Origin of the sequence: Sulfuritortus calidifontis (assembly GCF_003967275.1) — a bacterium.
GTDB lineage: Bacteria > Pseudomonadota > Gammaproteobacteria > Burkholderiales > Thiobacillaceae > Sulfuritortus > Sulfuritortus calidifontis.
Window position 1 is genome coordinate 17,961 of record NZ_AP018721.1, and the last position, 17,311, is coordinate 35,271.

21 protein-coding genes are annotated in these 17,311 nt (G+C 68.0%); 16 read left to right on the forward strand and 5 right to left on the reverse strand.

Annotated features, from left to right (window positions below; genetic code table 11):
• Positions 1–7: 7 nt before the first annotated feature.
• Genes EL388_RS00130 through EL388_RS00145 form a run of 4 tightly spaced genes read right to left on the reverse strand, consistent with a single transcriptional unit; the run spans position 8 to position 3,902 of the window.
• A complete protein-coding gene (locus EL388_RS00130) occupies positions 8–490 on the reverse strand; it encodes a lysozyme (RefSeq protein WP_197721798.1) in 483 nt (160 codons plus the stop codon).
• A complete protein-coding gene (locus EL388_RS00135) occupies positions 487–954 on the reverse strand; it encodes a phage virion morphogenesis protein (protein WP_126457842.1) in 468 nt (155 codons plus the stop codon). The genes EL388_RS00130 and EL388_RS00135 overlap by 4 nt, the downstream gene beginning before the upstream one ends.
• A complete protein-coding gene (locus EL388_RS00140) occupies positions 948–2,741 on the reverse strand; it encodes a terminase large subunit domain-containing protein (protein ID WP_126457844.1) in 1,794 nt (597 codons plus the stop codon). Before EL388_RS00140 ends, EL388_RS00135 begins: the two co-directional genes overlap by 7 nt.
• The gene (locus EL388_RS00145) at positions 2,742–3,902 is read right to left on the reverse strand and encodes a phage portal protein (protein ID WP_126457847.1); all 1,161 of its coding nucleotides are present in this window, start codon (positions 3,900–3,902) and stop codon (positions 2,742–2,744) included. It lies immediately after the preceding gene.
• Positions 3,903–3,970: 68 nt separating this feature from the next.
• On the opposite strand from EL388_RS00145, the gene EL388_RS00150 reads away from it, so the two are divergent.
• From EL388_RS00150 to EL388_RS13770, 10 genes are all read left to right on the forward strand, one after another.
• Complete coding sequence (locus tag EL388_RS00150) at positions 3,971–4,741, forward strand: XkdF-like putative serine protease domain-containing protein (protein ID WP_165919191.1); 771 nt, start codon at positions 3,971–3,973, stop codon at positions 4,739–4,741.
• Between the two features lie 11 nt (positions 4,742–4,752).
• Positions 4,753–5,649 (forward strand): phage major capsid protein, encoded by an 897-nt coding sequence (locus tag EL388_RS00155; RefSeq protein WP_126457853.1) that lies wholly within the window; start codon positions 4,753–4,755, stop codon positions 5,647–5,649.
• 15 nt (positions 5,650–5,664) lie between these two features.
• Positions 5,665–6,030: a hypothetical protein gene (locus tag EL388_RS00160; protein WP_126457858.1), complete on the forward strand. Its 366-nt coding sequence runs from the start codon at positions 5,665–5,667 to the stop codon at positions 6,028–6,030.
• A gap of 101 nt (positions 6,031–6,131) precedes the next feature.
• Positions 6,132–6,431 carry a hypothetical protein gene (locus tag EL388_RS00165; RefSeq protein WP_126457863.1) on the forward strand — a complete coding sequence of 100 codons (300 nt, stop codon included), beginning with the start codon at positions 6,132–6,134 and terminating at the stop codon, positions 6,429–6,431.
• A complete protein-coding gene (locus tag EL388_RS00170; RefSeq protein WP_126457868.1) occupies positions 6,428–6,766 on the forward strand; it encodes a hypothetical protein in 339 nt (112 codons plus the stop codon). The genes EL388_RS00165 and EL388_RS00170 overlap by 4 nt, the downstream gene beginning before the upstream one ends.
• Positions 6,763–6,978: a DUF7210 family protein gene (locus EL388_RS00175; RefSeq protein ID WP_126457873.1), complete on the forward strand. Its 216-nt coding sequence runs from the start codon at positions 6,763–6,765 to the stop codon at positions 6,976–6,978. Before EL388_RS00170 ends, EL388_RS00175 begins: the two co-directional genes overlap by 4 nt.
• A 6-nt stretch (positions 6,979–6,984) precedes the next feature.
• Entirely contained in the window at positions 6,985–7,731 is a 747-nt protein-coding gene (locus EL388_RS00180; RefSeq protein ID WP_126457876.1) for a phage tail tube protein, read from the forward strand.
• Between the two features lie 3 nt (positions 7,732–7,734).
• Entirely contained in the window at positions 7,735–8,001 is a 267-nt protein-coding gene (locus EL388_RS00185; RefSeq protein WP_126457879.1) for a hypothetical protein, read from the forward strand.
• A gap of 182 nt (positions 8,002–8,183) precedes the next feature.
• Positions 8,184–8,555, forward strand: a complete 372-nt coding sequence (locus EL388_RS00190; protein WP_126457882.1) for a hypothetical protein — start codon at positions 8,184–8,186, stop codon at positions 8,553–8,555.
• Positions 8,555–8,704, forward strand: coding sequence for a hypothetical protein (locus EL388_RS13770; RefSeq protein ID WP_165919219.1), 150 nt, complete (start codon positions 8,555–8,557; stop codon positions 8,702–8,704). The genes EL388_RS00190 and EL388_RS13770 overlap by 1 nt, the downstream gene beginning before the upstream one ends.
• On the opposite strand, the gene EL388_RS00195 is transcribed toward EL388_RS13770, so the two are convergent.
• Positions 8,694–8,900, reverse strand: a complete 207-nt coding sequence (locus EL388_RS00195) for a hypothetical protein (protein WP_126457885.1) — start codon at positions 8,898–8,900, stop codon at positions 8,694–8,696. The two genes, EL388_RS13770 and EL388_RS00195, sit on opposite strands and share 11 nt — an antisense overlap.
• Between EL388_RS00195 and EL388_RS00200 the strand changes: the two genes are divergently transcribed.
• The 6 genes from EL388_RS00200 to EL388_RS00225 all read left to right on the forward strand — a co-directional run bounded on the left by EL388_RS00200 (position 8,899) and on the right by EL388_RS00225 (position 17,310).
• Entirely contained in the window at positions 8,899–12,006 is a 3,108-nt protein-coding gene (locus tag EL388_RS00200) for a tape measure protein (RefSeq protein ID WP_126457888.1), read from the forward strand. The two genes, EL388_RS00195 and EL388_RS00200, sit on opposite strands and share 2 nt — an antisense overlap.
• Position 12,007: 1 nt before the next feature.
• Positions 12,008–12,337: a phage tail protein gene (locus tag EL388_RS00205; RefSeq protein WP_126457891.1), complete on the forward strand. Its 330-nt coding sequence runs from the start codon at positions 12,008–12,010 to the stop codon at positions 12,335–12,337.
• Positions 12,334–13,023 carry a phage minor tail protein L gene (locus tag EL388_RS00210; protein ID WP_126457894.1) on the forward strand — a complete coding sequence of 230 codons (690 nt, stop codon included), beginning with the start codon at positions 12,334–12,336 and terminating at the stop codon, positions 13,021–13,023. The genes EL388_RS00205 and EL388_RS00210 overlap by 4 nt, the downstream gene beginning before the upstream one ends.
• 17 nt (positions 13,024–13,040) lie before the next feature.
• Positions 13,041–13,730, forward strand: coding sequence for a C40 family peptidase (locus EL388_RS00215; protein ID WP_197721799.1), 690 nt, complete (start codon positions 13,041–13,043; stop codon positions 13,728–13,730).
• A complete protein-coding gene (locus EL388_RS00220; protein ID WP_126457897.1) occupies positions 13,727–14,329 on the forward strand; it encodes a tail assembly protein in 603 nt (200 codons plus the stop codon). Before EL388_RS00215 ends, EL388_RS00220 begins: the two co-directional genes overlap by 4 nt.
• A gap of 92 nt (positions 14,330–14,421) precedes the next feature.
• The gene (locus EL388_RS00225) at positions 14,422–17,310 is read left to right on the forward strand and encodes a TipJ family phage tail tip protein (protein WP_172599370.1); all 2,889 of its coding nucleotides are present in this window, start codon (positions 14,422–14,424) and stop codon (positions 17,308–17,310) included.
• Position 17,311 lies beyond the last annotated feature (1 nt).

Below are 17,311 nucleotides of genomic sequence, written 5' to 3' on the forward strand. Positions count from 1 at the left end.
CGCGGCGTCACGTCTTCTCTCCCATGCACATCTTGTATTCGGCCTCGCGGCGCTTGACGAGGCCTGGCAGCACGCGGCCGCCGGCGCGCGTCCACTTGAGCAGCTCGCGGCAGGCCCCGGCGTAGTCGGGCGGGGTCTCGTGCAGCTTTTTGACCAGGGTAGAGCGGCAGGCGGCGGCGCTGCCGACGTTGTAGGCCCATGAGACGTAGGCGTCCCACTCATATTTATATAGTGGGACTGGGCCAAGACAGGCGGCCAGTTCCTGCGCGATGCGGTCGGCGTCGCGGGCGAGCAGGATCACGGCGCGGCCTGGCGTGATGGTGTCGCCGCGCTGCACCGGCGAGCCATCCTCGCGGCGGGTGCTGCCAAAGCCCACGGTCTGCACGCCCACGCCGTCGTCGTAGGCGCGCTGCCGGTAGCCTTCAAAGCCTGCGATCATGGCCACGGCGATGGCCGAGGCCCCGGCGGTGGCGATGAGGGTGCGTTTCACGAGCGTTTGACCTCCAGTCCAAGGCGTTTGAAATTGGCTTCGAGCGCGCGGGCGACGTCTTCGCCGACGCGCTCGCGGATGAAGGGCGGCAGCGGCTCGCTGGCAAAGCGCGCGGCGGCGCGGGCGAGATACGGATTGGGTTTGATGGTGACCTTGCGGGCGACCGCGAGGTTGGTGTTCTTGATCATGGGCCCGCCCCAGCCAGCCGGGGCCGGGAAGACCAGCGCCTTGGCGCGCTTTGGCCGGATGACCGCGCCATCGTGCACGGCGCGGGCGTAGTGCAGATTGGTGCCGACCACGGCTTCGGTGTCGGACAATGTGTGCGCTTCGATGGAGCCGCGCAGTTGCGTGTGCTTATGCCTTGCGCTGGTGGGGCCGACCGGCGCTTCTTCGATGGCCAGATTGCGCAGGTGCTGCGCGAGGAGCCAGATGAGCTGGCGGGTGTCGATGGCACGGGCTACCACAGCTCGACCTCCATGCCGGCGCTGCGGGCATAGCCTTCCATGCCATCGAGCGCCATGGCCAGCGCCCAGAAGCGGTCGGCGTGGCCGGCGGCGGTGCGCGGGGCGTCGTATTTGACGCCGGTAGCGGTGGCTTCGCGCTTGATGGCGTGCATCTCTGCCATGAGCGCGGCGTCGCGCGGGATGGACAGGCGCTTTTGCTCGGCCAGGCGCAGCAGGTTCAGCGCCATGCGTTCCTTGGACTGCGCGGTGAAGGCGCGCGGGACGACGAGGCCCGGGTGCGCCCGGGCGAGGTCTTCGGCGAGTTGCCAGCCCAGGCCGGTGCGGTCGATGACGACTTGCTCCAGCGGCCACTGGCTGATCCAGCGCTCGATGATGGCGCGCTGTTCGGCAAAGGGCTTGCCCTGGTGGGTCTCGTGGGCGAGCAGGCGCAGCTTGCCCGAGGGGGCGAGTGATACGGGGTCGAGGATTTCGCCCACCAGCACCAGCGCGGTGCGGTCGGCCACGCGCCCGAGGTCTATCCCTAAGCGCAGGCGGCCAAATCGCGGCGCGGCGCTGGCCTTCCTGCCCTTTCCTTGCGGCGCGGCGAGGTCCTCGGCCAGCTCATCCAAGAGCGTCCATGGCAAGAGCGCCCCCTCCTCTTCCGCCCATTGGCACTCGAAGAACATGGCCCATGAGGCGGCGTCGAAGTTGAGCCGCAGCTCATCCAGCCCGCCTGGCAGCGGCATGCCCTGACCGATGGCGTCGTGGATGGTGATGGTGTGGCGGCTGAAGTGGTCGAAGCGGCCCTGGTGGTTGGTGGCGATCTTCCAGAACAGGTTGCCCGGCACCCAGGGCGTGGAGCAGACGGTGACGCGCCCGCCCACGCGGGTGATGGCGGGCAGGATGGCGTTGTAGAGCATGTCGGCCTTGGGAGCCCAGGCGAATTCGTCGAACCAGACGTCGCCGGTGTAGCCCTGGGCGGTGCGGTAGTTGGTGGAAAGCGCCACGGCCTTGGAGCCGTTGATGCGGATTTCGCGTTCGCCGTCGTCTTCGATGGGGATGCCGAGCTTTTCTGCGTGGGCGCGGATGTGGCCCATGACCAGCCGCGCCTGGTCTTCGGAGGCCGAGACGATGATCTGGTCGCGCCCGGCGGCCAGCCCGAGCACGGCGGACAGGCCGATCACGTAGGTAAAGCCGATCTGCCGCGCCTTGAGCACGACACGGTAGCGGGCATCGTCGAGCAGGAAGGCGCGCTGGTAGGGCAAGAGGCCGTAGTCTGCGGCGGTGGCCGCCTCCAGCAGCTCGCGCGCGGCAAAGTTGGCCACTTTTGGCAAGGGCTTGGGCCGTGGCAGGCTTTTCTTCAAGCCGTCGAGGGCTTTTTGCAGCATGCGCAGGCGCAGCGCAAGGCGGTAGGCGTCCGGGCCGTCGCCGGCCTGGGAGAGCATGGCGGTGAGCCGGGCGACTTCTTCTTCCAGCTGCTGCGGGGTTTGCCGCCGGCGGGCCAAGTCTTCGCGCCAGCCGTACTGCCGCGCCCAGGTGCGCACCGTGCTCTCGGTGATGCCCAGCGCGGCGGCGATCAGCGCCACCGGCTCGCCGGCGAGATACCTGCTCCTGGCTTCGGCGCGCACCTCCTGACCGTGCACGGGCGGGCGCTGGCCCGGCGTGCCGGGGCCATAGAGGCGGCGCTTTTGCACATCGACGAACTTTTTGGAGACGCCGTGCTTTTCCGCGACACGGGCCGAGGGCAGCCCGGCCTTGATGTCCTTGAGGATGGCGCGGCGCACCTCATCCGGGATGCGCGCGGCCATTCAGCCGTCTCCCATCGCGTCCAGCAGGCTGGCGATGATCCTGGCGCGCTCGATGTCTTTGACCTTGGCGGATTTTTCCAGGTCTATCCAGGCGCGCGCTTCGGGCACGCTCATGACGCCTGCGGCCACCAGTTGCGGGATGGCGGCGATGTCCTCGCCCGGCGGGGTGAGGTCGAGCGGCGCGATGGCCGCATCCTGCGCCCCGGCTTCGAGGAGCGCGGGCGCGAGCGCGGCCTGCAAGAGCCGGCGGCGCGGGGCCAGCGTGAAGAGCTCGAACATGTGCATCTGCTCGCGGGCCTCGCTCAGCCCCCCCAGCGCCCCCGGCGTGGCGATGCCCAGAAGGCGCGGCGGCACGCCGTGGGCGGCGGGCAGCACTTCGCGCGCGGTCTTGTAGAGCTCGATGAATTTGCCGTCGTTGGGCTGGGCGACCGGCGTGATGTCCAGCGTCTGGCCTTCGGCCAGGCTTACAAAAAGGGTTTTACGGGCGTTCGACAGGCCCTTGAACTCGGTTTGAAAGAAGTCTCGTATGGCCGATTTCTGCGCATCGGACAGGCTGCCGCCGGTCTGCTTGATGACGTGATCCGGCACCGCGTTGTGCTCGAAAAACCTTGTGTTGTAGCGGGTGATGGCATCCAAAAGCTCGATGACGCCGGCGGCGGCCGCCCAGGCCGGCGTGGCGTACCAGCCTGGCAGGCTGGAAGGCAGGCGGATGTGGATGACGCGATCCGCGGCGTAGTCGGCGCGGATTTCCTTCATGCCGTCCCAGACGCGGGTGCGAAAGCCCCCGGCGCGGGTGCGGCGCACGCTCCAGGCGGGCAGACGGTCCAGACGGGCGATGCGCCCTGCGCGGTCGCGCGCGATCGCGGCAAAGGCGTTGCCGTAGGTCTCCAGGTCGAGCGCGATGGCCAGCAGCTCGTCGTGCGCGAGCACGCGGCGGGCGGCTTCATCCGTCAGCCCAAGGCCTGCGATGCCTTCGGCCTTGAGCGCCAGCGCCCGGGCGTGCGTGGGCTCGGCCTGCGTCCAGCCGATGATGCGCGCCGGGTCGATGGGCCAAGGGTATTCGTCGCTGGCCGCGCCGAGCAGATCGGCGTCTTGCCGCGCGCTGCTCTTGATGAGGGTGACGTCCATGCGGCGCATGATGCCAGCGCCATCTCGCGCCATCGCGTGCCGCTGTCCATATATGGACAGTGAGCGCTCACTAACAAGCGCGTATGCGGCAGGATGGCGACATGCCGAAGATCACCGACCTCGACGTGCAGTTCATCAGCCTGGTCAAGCGCCCGGCCAATGGGCGCGGGATCATCCTGCGCGGGGCGACATCCGGCGCGCGCGAGTTCGCCATCGCCAAGGCCGACCCGATGCTCAAGCGCGTCTACGGGATCGTCTACGCGCCGGACTCGGTGGACGCGCAGGGCGACTGGACGGACGCCGAGACGATCCGCCGCGCGGCTGACGTGTGGATGCAGACCGGGCGCAGCCGCAATGTGGATGCCGAGCACGATTTCACGCCGCTGCCCGCCTTCGTGGCCGAAAGCTGGCTCGTCAAGAGCGGCGACCCCCTGTTTCCAGACGAGAAGCCCGGCGCCTGGGCGGTGGGCATCCAGATCGATGATGCCGCGCTGTGGGATGCGATCGAGGCGGGCGAGGTGGAGGGTCTGAGTCTGGCCGGCACCGCGCGGCTGGAGAAGATGGCCAACAGGATCAAGCAGTTCTTTACCCGAAAGGAGACCGACGAGATGGATGCAACCGAGATCAAGCGCATCGTCAAGGATGTGCTGGCCGAGACGGTGAGCGAGGCCGAAGACCAGGCACAGCGCGAGAAGCTGGAGAAGGCCGCCGAGGAGGCGCGCGCCGAGGTGGCGGCGCTCAAGGCGCAACTGGCCGATGCGCTCAAGGCGCTCGATGAAGCCAAGGCGCGCATCGAGAGCATCGAGAAGGCCGCGCCTGGCAAGCCCGCCGAGGGCAACACGGCTACTGGCGCGCCCGCGAGCTTCATTTAAAGGAGACGACCATGCATGACCTGATCAAAATTGCCAAGGGCATCGTCCAGCCGGGCGATGTGACCCCCGGCGGCACGCTGCGCCCGGAGGCCTCCGAGCGGCTCATCTCGCTGGTGTTCAAGGACGATTTCCTGAAGACCGTCACCACCCGGCGCATGAGCAAGCTCAGCGCCGACGTGCAGGTCTGGGGGGTGGAGACGCGCAAGCTGGTGCGCGTGGCCGAAGGGGCTGAGCCGTCTGCCGCGCAGATCGTCGGCGGCGGCGAGTATGGCTGCACGCTGCGCGCGCTGCCGGTGCAGCTTTTCCCGTCACTGTCGCTCTCGTTCCTGCGCGACAACCAGGACAACCCGAACCTGGTGGCCGAGGTGGAGCAGAGCTTCGCCACCCAGTTCGCCAACGAATACCTTGACCTGGGCTTCAATGGCACGCTGGACGATAACTCGGCGGGCTGGGCCACGCTCAACAAGGGCTGGGTGCAGATCGCCTCTGAGCACGCCAACACGGCCAAGGTCGACATCGACCCGACGGGCGTGGGCAAGAACTGGCGCACCGAGCTGAAAGCCATGCTCGATGCGCTGCCCGAGCGCTTCCGGGCGACCTCGGCCTTCATCATGAACACCGGCGATGCCGACGCCTATGCCTTCGAGCTGGCCGGCTTCGTCACCGGCCAGCCGCTGGCCGGGGAGAGCCCGCTGCGCCGCTTCATGGGGCTGCCCATCATCGCAACGCCCTGGATGCCCGCCGGCAAGGTGCTGCTCACGCCGCCTGCGAACCTGGTGTTCGGCGTCTCGACCGAGATGGTGGCCACGCGCCGCTTCAACGAGCGCGCGCGCGCCATCGAGTGGACGTTCGACACGGCCTGCGACTACGAGATCGCGGTCAAGCAGGCCTGCGTCTACGGCTACTGATCGGGCTGATGCGCCATGACGCCGCAGCGGGTGCGCGAGCTGACCGGCTGGCCGCTGGAGGTGCCGGATGCGCTGCTAAATGCGCATCTGGCGGCCGCCAGCCGCGCGGTGGACGCTCTCACCCCGGCGCGATCCGGGGCGGACTATGAGGACGCCATCGCCTGGGAGGCGGCGGCCACGAGCGCGCCCATGCTGCACACCTTCGCGCTCTCGGGCGCGGGCAAGGTGGGCAGGCTGGAAGGCACGGTGGAGTGGCGCTTTCTGTCGCCCGAGGAGGCGGCGGCGTTTGCCGACCGCTGCCGGGCGATGCGCAATGCGGCGCTCGTGCGGCTCAACGGCACCAGCCTTGTCGCGGTGGGTTTGATGCTCTATGCGATCTAGGGCCCGTGGAGCGATTTTTTGCGCTGGCGGCTAGGGTGACATGGGCGGCAGGCAGATCGGCGAAATTAAACGGGTTTTAAACGGGTTTAAAGGGGTGTCTTGTGGCCATCGATGATATCGCTGAACGCATGGCGCGCATGGAGGCGCTGATGACCGGCATGCAGGGCGAGATGAGCGCCATGCGCGAGGCCATCGTGCGGCTGGTGCGCATCGAGGAGCAGCACGCCGCGACCCAAGATGCGGTGCGCCGCGCCTTCGAGCGGCTGGATCGGCTCGATGAGCGTCTGGATGCGCTGGACGAGACCGTGGCCGGCATCAAGGGGCCGCTGATGTGGCTGGCCGGCATCGCCGCCTCCGTGGTGGCCTCCCTGGTGTCCTTATTTATAGGAGCGCGGCTGTGAGGCAGGCGCTGGAGGCGGCGATCCGCGCCCGCATCGAGGCGGTGGCGCCGGCGCTCATCTGTGATCTGTGGGGGCGCCAGCAGGTGACGCTGCTCATCACCCGGCTGGCCATCTCGGCAACCAGCCGCGCCGCCGAGGGCGAAGCGCAGGCCGTGCTGATGGCCGAGACGCCGGACGCATTCCCTGTCGATGCCATGCTTGAGGCGCTGCGCGATCCGATTTTTGTCTCTGGCGCCACCTTCCGGCTGCGCGCCAGGCTCACCTCGCTTGCCGAGCGCATCGAGGACATGGCCGCCGTCTGCCGCCTGACTTTCACGATCGAGGTGATGCAATGAACATCGAACTCACCCAGCCCCACACCCACGCCGGGGAGATCTACCCGCCCGGCGCGACGCTCGACCTGCCAGACGACGCCGCCCGCTGGCTGATCGACAAGGGCGTTGCGCGCGCGGCATCTGGCGTCGCCCCGAATCCGGTGCTCGACGGCATGGTCGATGTTCCCGCCGTCCAGCCCAGGAAATCCGACAAACCCAACCGCAAGGAGTAAAACATCATGGCCATCGATACCCAGTATTACAGCTTCCAGGGCATCGTCACGCTCGGCACTGCCGGCAGCAACGCGCTGGAGGAATACGAGGTCGGCAACTGCCCCGCCTTGTCCGTCGATCTTCAGGTGGAGACCATCGAGCACACCGAGAGCTGGTCCGGCCAGCGCATGACCGATCTGCGCCTCATCAAGGCCAAGAAGGCCAGCATCAAGATGACGCTTGAGAGCTTCAGCCTGGACAATCTGGCGCTCGGGCTCTATGGGCAGACACTCACCCGCGCTGCCGGCACCGTCACCGCCGAGTCGCTCGGCACGGTGGTGGCCGGCATGGTCTACCCGCTCGCCAACCCGGTCGGCGTCTCGTCCGTGGTGGTCAAGGACGGCGCGGATGCGACCGTGCCGGCCACGAAATACGAGCTGGATGCCACCTTTGGCGCGGTCAAGGTGCTCGACACCACCGGCACCACCATGCCGTGGAAGGTGGACTATGCCTACGGCAGCGCTAAAAACGTGGGCATGTTCCTGGTCAATCCGCCCGCGCGGCGGCTGCGCCTGCGCGGCGTGAACACCGCGAAGTCGAATGCGCCGGTGCTGGTGGAGCTCTACAAGGTGCAGTTCGACCCGATCAAGAACCTTGCGCTGATCCAGGACGATCTGGGCAAGCTGGAGTTCGAGGGCTCGGTGCTGGCCGATCCCACGAAGGCCACCGATCCGATGCTCGGCATGTTCGGGCGGGTGGTGATGGCGGGGTAAGCGATGAGTGATCGCACCATCGAGCCTGTCTCCGTGGCCGACCGTGCCGGCTACGGCCTGGCAGGTTGCCCGGATTGCCATTGGGCCAGCGTCGGGGCCGATCCCGCCCCGTTCGACTGGATGTGCCATGCGCCTCTGGTGGTGGCCATGCTCGACGGCAACGCGGCCACGCCTTGTCGCTACGCGCGGGAGTTCTCTACCGTGTGCGGCGCGCAGGGTCGATTCTTTCGCGCGCGCGAGGGCGGGATCAATGGCTGTCTTGCGGTTTAAACAGTTGACAGCGGCTGCTTGCCCACGCGCCGCAGGCGCGTCTGTGCGAGCAGTCGATCGGCCTGTCCATGATGAAATCGATCTGCCGCTTACCTGTCATGCTTTCCGTGTGCTCGATGCGACGAAACGTCACGGTCACGTTAGCGGCGGTCGTGGCGCAATCAATCATCCGGTCATGAATCATGAATCCAAGTCTACCTGAAACATTAGAACCCGTCTCCGTCGCCGACCTGCCGGCTTTTCTCAAGGCCATCGAACCCATCGCTGCCGAGATCGCATCGGGCGACATCATGGGTGCGCTGCTGCGCCATGCCGATGCCGTGATCGAGGCTACCGCCATCGGCGCCAGAGTGGATCGCGCCTGGCTTGGCGCGCAGAAACCGGACGTGCTGGTGGAGCTCGCCTCCCGCGTGCTGGAGGTGAACTGGGATTTTTTCGTCCAGCGCGTGCTGCCCGCGATCAATCAGGCGGCCGAGCGGCTGGCGCGGATCGTCTCTGGTGGCACGAGTGGGTCGCCCGACTCGTCGGCGCAGGATTCGACTACGCAGCCGTGATGAAGATGCCGTGGACGCTGGCGCGCGATTTCGCCGAAGCCGTGGTGCGGATCGAGCGCGAGAAGCTCCTCGCAGCGGCGGTGGCGGCGCGGGCCGCGCAGGCGGATGAAAAGGGGTGGGAGAAGTGGCTGAAGGCGGTCAGCGCATGAACAGGATGCGGCCGAGCATCCTCGGCCAGCGCCAGCCGACGCCTTCGGCGATGCCGAGCACGATGCCCAGGATGAGCACGCAAGCCCACGTCATGACGATCCAGCCAAGGCCGCCTGCCCACAGCAGGAAGGCTGCCGCAGGCATGGCGACGAGCAGCGCGCCCGTGAAAAGACCGGAGAGGATGGACTGACACATGGCGACCGATACTACCATCGCCATCCGCCTCGCGCTAGAGGGCAACCAGCGTGTCAAGGCCGCGCTGCGCGACGTCGAATCGCAGTCCGACCGGCTTGCTCAGGCGCTGCGCCGCATCGGTCATTACGGCGCAGCCGCTTTTGCGTTTTCGGGTCTCAACAACAGCCTGTCCGGCCTTGCGCAACTGGCCGATCAAGTGCAGGCGGTCAATGCGCGGCTCAAGCTTTCCACGGACGGCCTGCGCGAATTCGTCGCCGCGCAGCAGTTGGCCTACCGGGTCGCGGCGCAGACGGGCGCGGGCTACGAGGCGGTGGCCACGCTCTACACGCGGCTCGCGCAGGGCGCGCGCGGCTTCGGTCTCACGCAGGAACAAGTGGCGCGCACCACGGAGGCGACCGCGCTGGCGCTCAAGGTCTCAGGCGCTTCAGCGGCCGAGGCCTCCTCCGTCATCCGCCAGTTTTCCCAGGCGCTGGGCGCGGGCGCGCTGCGTGGCGACGAGTTCAATTCCATCATGGAGAACGGCGGGCGGCTCGCCCAGGCGCTGGCCGATGGCCTTGGCCTGCCGATCGGCCGCCTGCGCGAGCTGGCCGAGCAGGGTCTGCTCACCACGGACATCATCACGCGCGCGCTCGAATCGCAGCGGCAGAAACTAGCCGACGAAGCCGCGCGCATGCCAAATACGATAGGCCAGTCGCTCTCCGAGGTGCGCGACCAGTTTAGCCGCGTGGTCGATGAGTTCAATCGGGCGACGGGCGCGACGGCGGGGCTGGCCAGCGGCTTCTCGGCGCTGGCGCAGCACATGCAGACGGCGCTGGGGGTGGCGGGTGTCGCCGCCGCCGGGGCCATGACGGCCGCCATCGTGCGCGGCGCGCAGGCGGCGCGCACAGCCATCGGCGAGATGCTGGCGAAGATCGCCGCCGACCGGCAGGCGGCGATTTCGGCTCAGGCCGTGACCGCCCACGAGGTGGCCAAGGCACAGGCCATGCTTGCGTCAGCCAATGCAGCGGTCGCCGCATCGAGCGGCATGGCGCGTCTTTCCGTCGTGCAGACGCAACTTGTCCCGGCGCAGCAGCGGCTCGCCGCCGCTCAGGCGGCGCACAATGCGGCGATGGCCGCCGGAACCGGCATCACGCGCGGCCTGTCCGCGGCGCTTGGCCTGGTCGGCGGCCCGCTCGGCCTGATACTCACGCTGCTCACCGCCGGAGCGACGGCCTGGGCCATCTGGGGCGATCGCGCGAAATCGTCGGCTGACAAAGCCAGGGACGCCATCGACGCGGCGCGTGAGGCCGCCGAGCGGCTGCGCAAAGAGGAGCGATTCGGCACGGGCGACGCCGCCATCTTCCGCGAGAGCATCGCCGCGCTGGAGCAAAAGGAGCGGCTGCTCAATGAGTCCGTGGCAAAGGCCGGTTCGAAGGCGGCCGCCGAGGAACTCAAGCGGGTGCGCGCAGAACTCGCCGCGCGCAAGGATGAACTTGCCAAGATCGAAGCGCGCGAAAAAGCGCTCGGCGGCCCTACCGTACTGGGCGCGGAACTGCTCGGCAAGCAGTTCGACCAGTACATCGACCAATATCGCAAGAAGCTCGACCCGCTTTCCGCCGCGCTCAAGGAGCTGCGTGAGCAGGCCGCGAAGGCCGGGATCGCGTTGAATTCCGATAAGTTCAAGCAAGCCGAGGCATTGGTGCGCAAGTCGTTCGAGAAAAGCGAAACCCGGCTGCCCTCCCTCGCCGATGCCTTCGACGCCGAACTCGCCCGCCTCAAGGACGGCTTGAAGACGGCCGAAAGCGTGATAGAAGCGTCCTACAAGGGCCGTTTTATCACCGAAGACCAGTACTGGCAGGCCAGGGCCGAAACCCAGCGCCGCGCGCTCGATCTGGAAGAGCGCGACCTCTCCGACAAGCTCGCCGCGCAGCAAGACCTGATCCGGCGGCTCTCCGCCGTGAAGCCAAAGGACGCCAAAGAGCAGGCCGAGATCGCAGACAAACTGCGCGAGGCGACCGGCAGGGCGGCTGAATTGCAGGCGCAGCTCGATGCCCTGAATGACCGCCGGGTGGCGGTTGATCTGGCGATCCAGGTCGATCGCGCCAGGCTGGACAATGAACTGGCCGACATCAAGGCCAGGCTCGCACAGGAGTTCGCCCAGGCCACCGGCGCCGAGACGCCCGAGATGCGCCTGGCCGCCATCCGCCGCGAGTACGACGAGCTGCTCGCCCGCTTCGGCGACGACCCGGCCTTGCGCGAGCTGGTGGACAAGCTCGTGCCGGTCAAGGCCGCGCAGGCCAATCTCGCCGCGCTGGAAGCGAAGTGGCGCGAGGCCATCGAGCGCATGCGCCAGGCCCAGGACAACGCCAACGTCTTGCAGCAGGCTGGCACGCTGACTCCCGCGCAGGCGCAGGCGCGCATCGAGGCCGCCGCGCGTGAGACCAAGGGCGCGCTGGAGGCGCTATTGCCCGACCTGGAAGCGGCCATGCGCACGCTCTTCCCGCCCGAGGAGGTGGCGCGGCGCATGGAGAACCTGCGCGCCGAGATTCTCAAGACCCAGCCGGTGGCCGATTCGCTGATGACCAAGGTCGCCGGGCAGATGCAGGATGCCTTCTCGACCGCCTTCGGCGACATCGTGACCGGCACGAAGAAGGTGTCGGACGCCTTCCGCTCGATGGCGCAGTCCATCCTGCAGTCGCTGGCGCGCATCTTCGCGCAGCGGGCGGCGGAGCAGATATTTGGCTGGCTGTTCCCTTCCTTCGGCGGCGTGAAGAAAAACGCGCAAGGCGGCGTCTATAAGTCCGCATCGCTGGCGCAGTATGCCAACCGTATCGTCGCCGCGCCGACCTTGTTCACCTTCGCCGCCGGCGGCGTCCCGCGCCTGGGGCTGATGGGCGAGGCCGGGCCGGAGGCCATCATGCCGCTCAAACGCGGGCCGGATGGCAGGCTGGGCGTGGAGGCGCATGGGGCGGGCAATGTCGTGGTCAACGTCGCTGTCGACGCCTCCGGCTCGCGGGTCGAAGGCGATGCGGGCAGCGCGCGGCAACTCGGCGACATGATCGCCGGCGCGGTGCGCGGCATCCTGGTGGCGGAGAAGCGGCCCGGCGGGCTGCTGGCGGGGGCCTGAGATGGCAGCGTGGGGCTGGCCCGTCGTCGCTGGCGAGCGCATGGAGATGAGCCCGCGCGTGCGCGTGACACGCTTCGGCGACGGCTACGAGCAGCGCGCGCCGGATGGCATCAACACCCTGCTGCGCAAGTGGAGCGTGCGCCTGGCGGCGGACGAGGCGACGGTCAAGGCGGCGGATGACTTCCTGCGCGCGCGCGCTGGCGTCGAGGCGTTCGACTGGACGGCGCTGGATCACCTGCCCGGCAAGTGGGTGTGCCGATCCTGGAGCGTGTCATACGGGCCTGGCGGCGGCGCGGAGCTGGCCGCGACCTTCGAGGAGGTGGCGCTGTGAGCATCCAGGCCGACATCCAGCAGGCCCAGCTTCCAGCCATCGTCGAGCTCTATGAGCTGGATACGACCGTCGTGGGCGGCATGGATGTGCTGCGCTTCACCCCGCACGGCCCGAACGAGCTGGGCGGCGACATCGTGTTCGGCGGGCTGACCTATACCAGCCTGCCAATCGAGGCCTCCGGCTTCGCGCGTTCCGGCCAAGGCGCGCTGCCGCGCCCGAAGCTGGCGGTCGCCAACGTCAGCGGGCTGGTGGGCGCGGTGGCCGACGATCTGATCGGCGCGAAGCTCATCCGCGAGCGCACGTTCATCAAGTATCTCGACGCGGTCAACTTCGCCGGCGGCAACCCGCAGGCCGACCCGAACCAGGTGATCGACCGCGAAATCTGGTTCGTCGATCGCAAGGCCACCGAGAACAAGCTGCTGGTGGAGTTCGAGCTGGCGGCGGCCTTCGACCTGGCCGGCGTGATGCTGCCGCGCCGCCAGTTCGTGCAGAACGTCTGCCCGTGGCGCTACCGGGGGCCGGAGTGCGGCTACACCGGCGGTGCGGTCGCCGACGAGAAAGACCAGCCGACCGCCGACCCGGCAAAAGACCGCTGCGGCAAGCGGCTCGCTTCCTGCAAGCTGCGCTTCGGGCCATACGCAGAACTCCCGTTCGGCGGCTTCCCTGCCGTGGGGCTGCTGCGATGATGGATTTCTCGCCCATCTTGGATGACGTCCGCGAACACGCCGCGCGCGAAGCGCCGCGCGAGTGCTGCGGGCTGGCGGTGGTGGTCAAGGGCCGGTTGCGCTATTGGCCTTGCCGCAACATCGCGGGCGAGGCCGAGTTCGCCATCCACCCGGAAGACCAGGCCGCGGCAGAAGACGCTGGCGAGGTGGTGGCTGTCTGCCACAGCCACGTGCATCTGCCGCCCGTGCCGTCCGAGGCTGATCGGGTGATGTGCGAGGCCACCGGGCTGCCGTGGTTGATCGTCTCGCATCCGGCTGGCACGCATGAGATGCTCGCGCCATCCGGCTACCGCGCGCCGCTCATCGGGCGGCCCTTCGTGCATGGTGTGCTCGACTGCTACGCGCTGTGCCGCGACTACTACCGCGAGGTGTGCGGCGTCACCCTGCCCGACTACCGGCGCGAGGACGACTGGTGGCTCAAGGGCGGCAATTTGTATCTCGACCACTTCGCCGAGGCCGGGTTTGTGGAGATCGCGCCCGATGCGCTCGGGCCACACGACGCGGTGCTGATGCAGATCGCCAGCCCCGTGCCCAACCACGCAGGCGTGATCGACGCCGACGGCTATCTCGTGCACCACTGTCACGGCAGGCTCTCCAGCCGCGATGTCTATGGCGGCTATTGGCGCAAGGTGACCACCCACGTGCTGCGGCACAGGAGCATGGCATGAGGACGGTGCGGCTCTACGGCCATCTGGCCAAGCGCTTCGGGCGCGTGCACCGCTATGAGGTGCGCACGCCGGCCGAGGCCGTGCGCGCATTGTGTGCGACGCTGCCCGGCTTCCGGCAGCACGTGATCGAGCACTCCAGGCCAGGTTACCGCGTGCTCGATGGCAAGGTGGCGCGCGACATCGACACGCTGGCGCTGCCAGCCGATGGCGTGATCAAGATCGTGCCCGTGACGGCTGGCGCCGGGCGCGGGCTTGGAAGTGTCATCCTGGGAGCGGCATTGATCGCCGTTGGCGTCGCCACCGGCGGCTCCGGGCTGTCGCTTAGCGCAGCCTGGGCCGCAGGCGGCGCAACCTTCGCTGGAGCAATCGCGTTCAACGTCGGCATGTCTCTGGTACTGGGCGGCGTGGCGCAGATGCTCTCGCCGCAGCCCAAGACGCCAGGCGCGCCGGATCGTCCGGAAAACCGCCCATCCTACATCTTCGACGGGCCGGTCAACACCGCCGCGCAGGGCAACCCGGTGCCGGTGTGCTATGGGCGGCTCATCGTCGGCTCGCAGGTCATCTCCGCTGGCATGGCCGCCGAGGAGTACGCGGCATGAACGATCTGATCGCGCGCGGCGCTGGCGGCGGCGGAGGCGGCAAGGGCGGAGGTGGCGGCTCTTCCCATGTGCCGACCGAGGCGCCGAACACCTTGCGCAGTCGCGCCTACGCGCGGGTGATCGATGTGCTCTCCGAGGGCGAGATCGAGGGCCTGGTCGATGGGCTCAAGAGCATCTATCTGGACGATACGCCGATCCAGTCCGCCGATGGCGCGATGAACTTTTCCGGGGTGTCGGTCGCCTGGCGCAATGGTCTGCCAGCGCAGAGCCATGTACCAGGCTTTCCCGCCGTCGAAAACGAGATCGCCGTGGCGACCGAGGTGAAGAATACCGCCCCGGTCGCGCGCGCCATCACCAACCCGAATCTCTCCGCCGTGCGCGTCACCGTCTCGGTGCCGCAGCTGTCCTACCAGAATCCCTCCAATGGCGATCTGTCTGGCACGTCTGTCGAGATCGCCATCGACATCGACAACGCCGGCGGCGGCTGGCAGGAAGTCAGGCGCGACACCATCAGCGGCAAGACCATGAGCCGCTACCAGCGCAGCTACCGCATCGACCTGCCGCAGCCCGGCCCGTGGCAGGTGCGCGTGCGGCGCATCACGCCTGATTCCACGCAGGCCAACATGCAAAACAAGACCTTCTGGGACAGCTACACCGAGATCATCGACTCGAAGCTGCGCTATCCGAACTCGGCGCTGGTGGCGCTCCAGATCGACGCGGCGCAGTTCAATCGCATCCCACGCCGGGGCTACGACATCCTGGGCCTGCGCGTGCGCGTGCCGGTCAACTACGATCCGATCGCCCGCAGCTACAGCGGCGTGTGGAACGGCGCTTTCAAGATCGCCTGGACGGACAACCCGGCCTGGTGCTTTTACGACCTGTTGACCTCAGAGCGCTACGGCCTGGGCCAGTATCTCGACGCAAGCCAGATCGACCAGTGGGCGCTCTACGAGATCGCGCGCTACTGCGACGAGCGCTTGCCGGACGGCTTCGGCGGCACCGAGCCGCGCTTTACATGCAACATCTATTTGCAGACGCGACAAGAGGCCTTTACCGTCATCCAGCAGATGGCCGCGATCTTCCGCGGCATGACGTGGTGGGCGAATGGAACGCTCACCTGCTCGCAGGACGCGCCCGCCGATCCGGTGGCGCTGTTCACGGCGGCGAACGTGGTCGATGGGCTGTTCACCTACTCCGGCAGCTCGGCGAAGCAGCGCCACACAGTGGCGCTGGTGACCTGGAACGATCCGGCCGACATGTACCGGCAGAAGGTCGAATACGTCGAAGACGAGGACGGCATCCGCCGCTTCGGCGTGCGCGAGACCGAGATCGTTGCGGTGGGCTGCACCTCGCGCGGCCAGGCGCATCGCGTGGGCCGCTGGCTGCTCTACACCGAGCGCATGGAGACCGAGACGGTCACCTTCCGCGCCGGTCTCGATGCCGCGCTGGTGTGGCCGGGCGCGGTGATCGCGGTGCAAGATGCCGCGCGCGCCGGTGTGCGCTTCGGCGGGCGCGTGATGGCGGCGACCACGGAGAGCGTGACGCTCGACTCTCCGGTCACGATCGAGCCCGGCAATAGCTACACGCTCTCGGTCATGCTGCCCGATGGCACGGTGGGTAGCGGCGCGGTGGCGAACTCGCCCGGCGAGACGACGGTTCTCAACCTGTCCTCCGCGCTGCCTGCCGCGCCTGTGACGGGCGCGGTGTGGGTGCTTGCCGCCTCTGATCTGGCGCCCACGCTATGGCGCGTGATCGGCATCCGTGAGGTAGACGGCCACCAGGTCGAGGTGACCGCGCTCGCGCATCAGCCCGGCAAGTACGACGCCATCGAGCGCGACATCGTGCTGGAGCCTGCGCGCACCACGCTGCTCGGCGATGGGCCAGCGCCGCAGGTCGATCTCACCGTCACCGAGTCGCTCTATCTACTCAACCCGGCGGTGGTGGCTGGCAGAGCAACGCTGTCCTGGACGGGATCGGCCTCTCGATACGAGGTGCGCTGGACGAGGGCAGACGGCCAGTCAGGCACGGCGACTACCGACGCGCCGTCGCTCGACATCGCGCCCATCGAGCCGGGCATCTACGACTTCTCCGTCGTCGCGGTGGATGCGCTGGGCCGCCGCTCCGCTGCCGCCACGGCGCGTCGCGAGATTTACGGCATCACCGCCGCGCCGCAGGATGTGCATGGCTTTACCGCGCGGCCGATGGCGGGGCTCGCCTTCGCCTCGTGGGATCGCGCCACCGATCTCGATGTGCTGGTCGGCGGCGACATCGAAATCCGCTGGTCGCCGCTCACCTCTGGCGCGACATGGCATGATGCCGTGGTGCTGCCTGACGGCGCGCACAACGGCAGCGCGAGCAACGCGGTCGTCTCGCTCGCTCAAGGCACATACTTCGCCAAGTTCGTCGACTCCGGCGGTCGCCACTCGGCCAATGCCGCCAGCTTCGTGATGACCGAGGCGATTCTGACCGGCTTCCAGACCGTGGCCACGAGCGTGCAGCATCCGGCCTTCGCCGGCGCGAAGACCGGCGTCTATCTCGACGGCGGCGCGATCCGGCTCGCCAACCAGACCGACATCGACGATTACGGCGCGATAGACGATCAGCCGGACATCGACACCGTGGGCGGCATCGCATCGACCGGCGAATACGCCTTCGACGCCGTGCTCGATCTCGGCTCATCCGCAGCAAGGCGCTTCCAGGCTCATATCGCGGCGCTGTCCTACGATGCCGCCGACCTGATCGATACCCGCACCCAGTCGGTTGACGACTGGCTCAACGTGCATGGCGACATCGACGACTGCACGGCGACCGTCTTCGCCTCCCTCTCGGATGACGGCATCGCCTGGGGGCCGTGGACGCCGTTTCTCACGGCCGATTTCACCGGGCGCTACGCGCGCTTCAAATGCGTGCTGGAGTCAGGATCGCCAGCGCACAACATCGCCGTCTCGGAACTTGCCGTGGCGGCCAAGATACCCGTGTAAG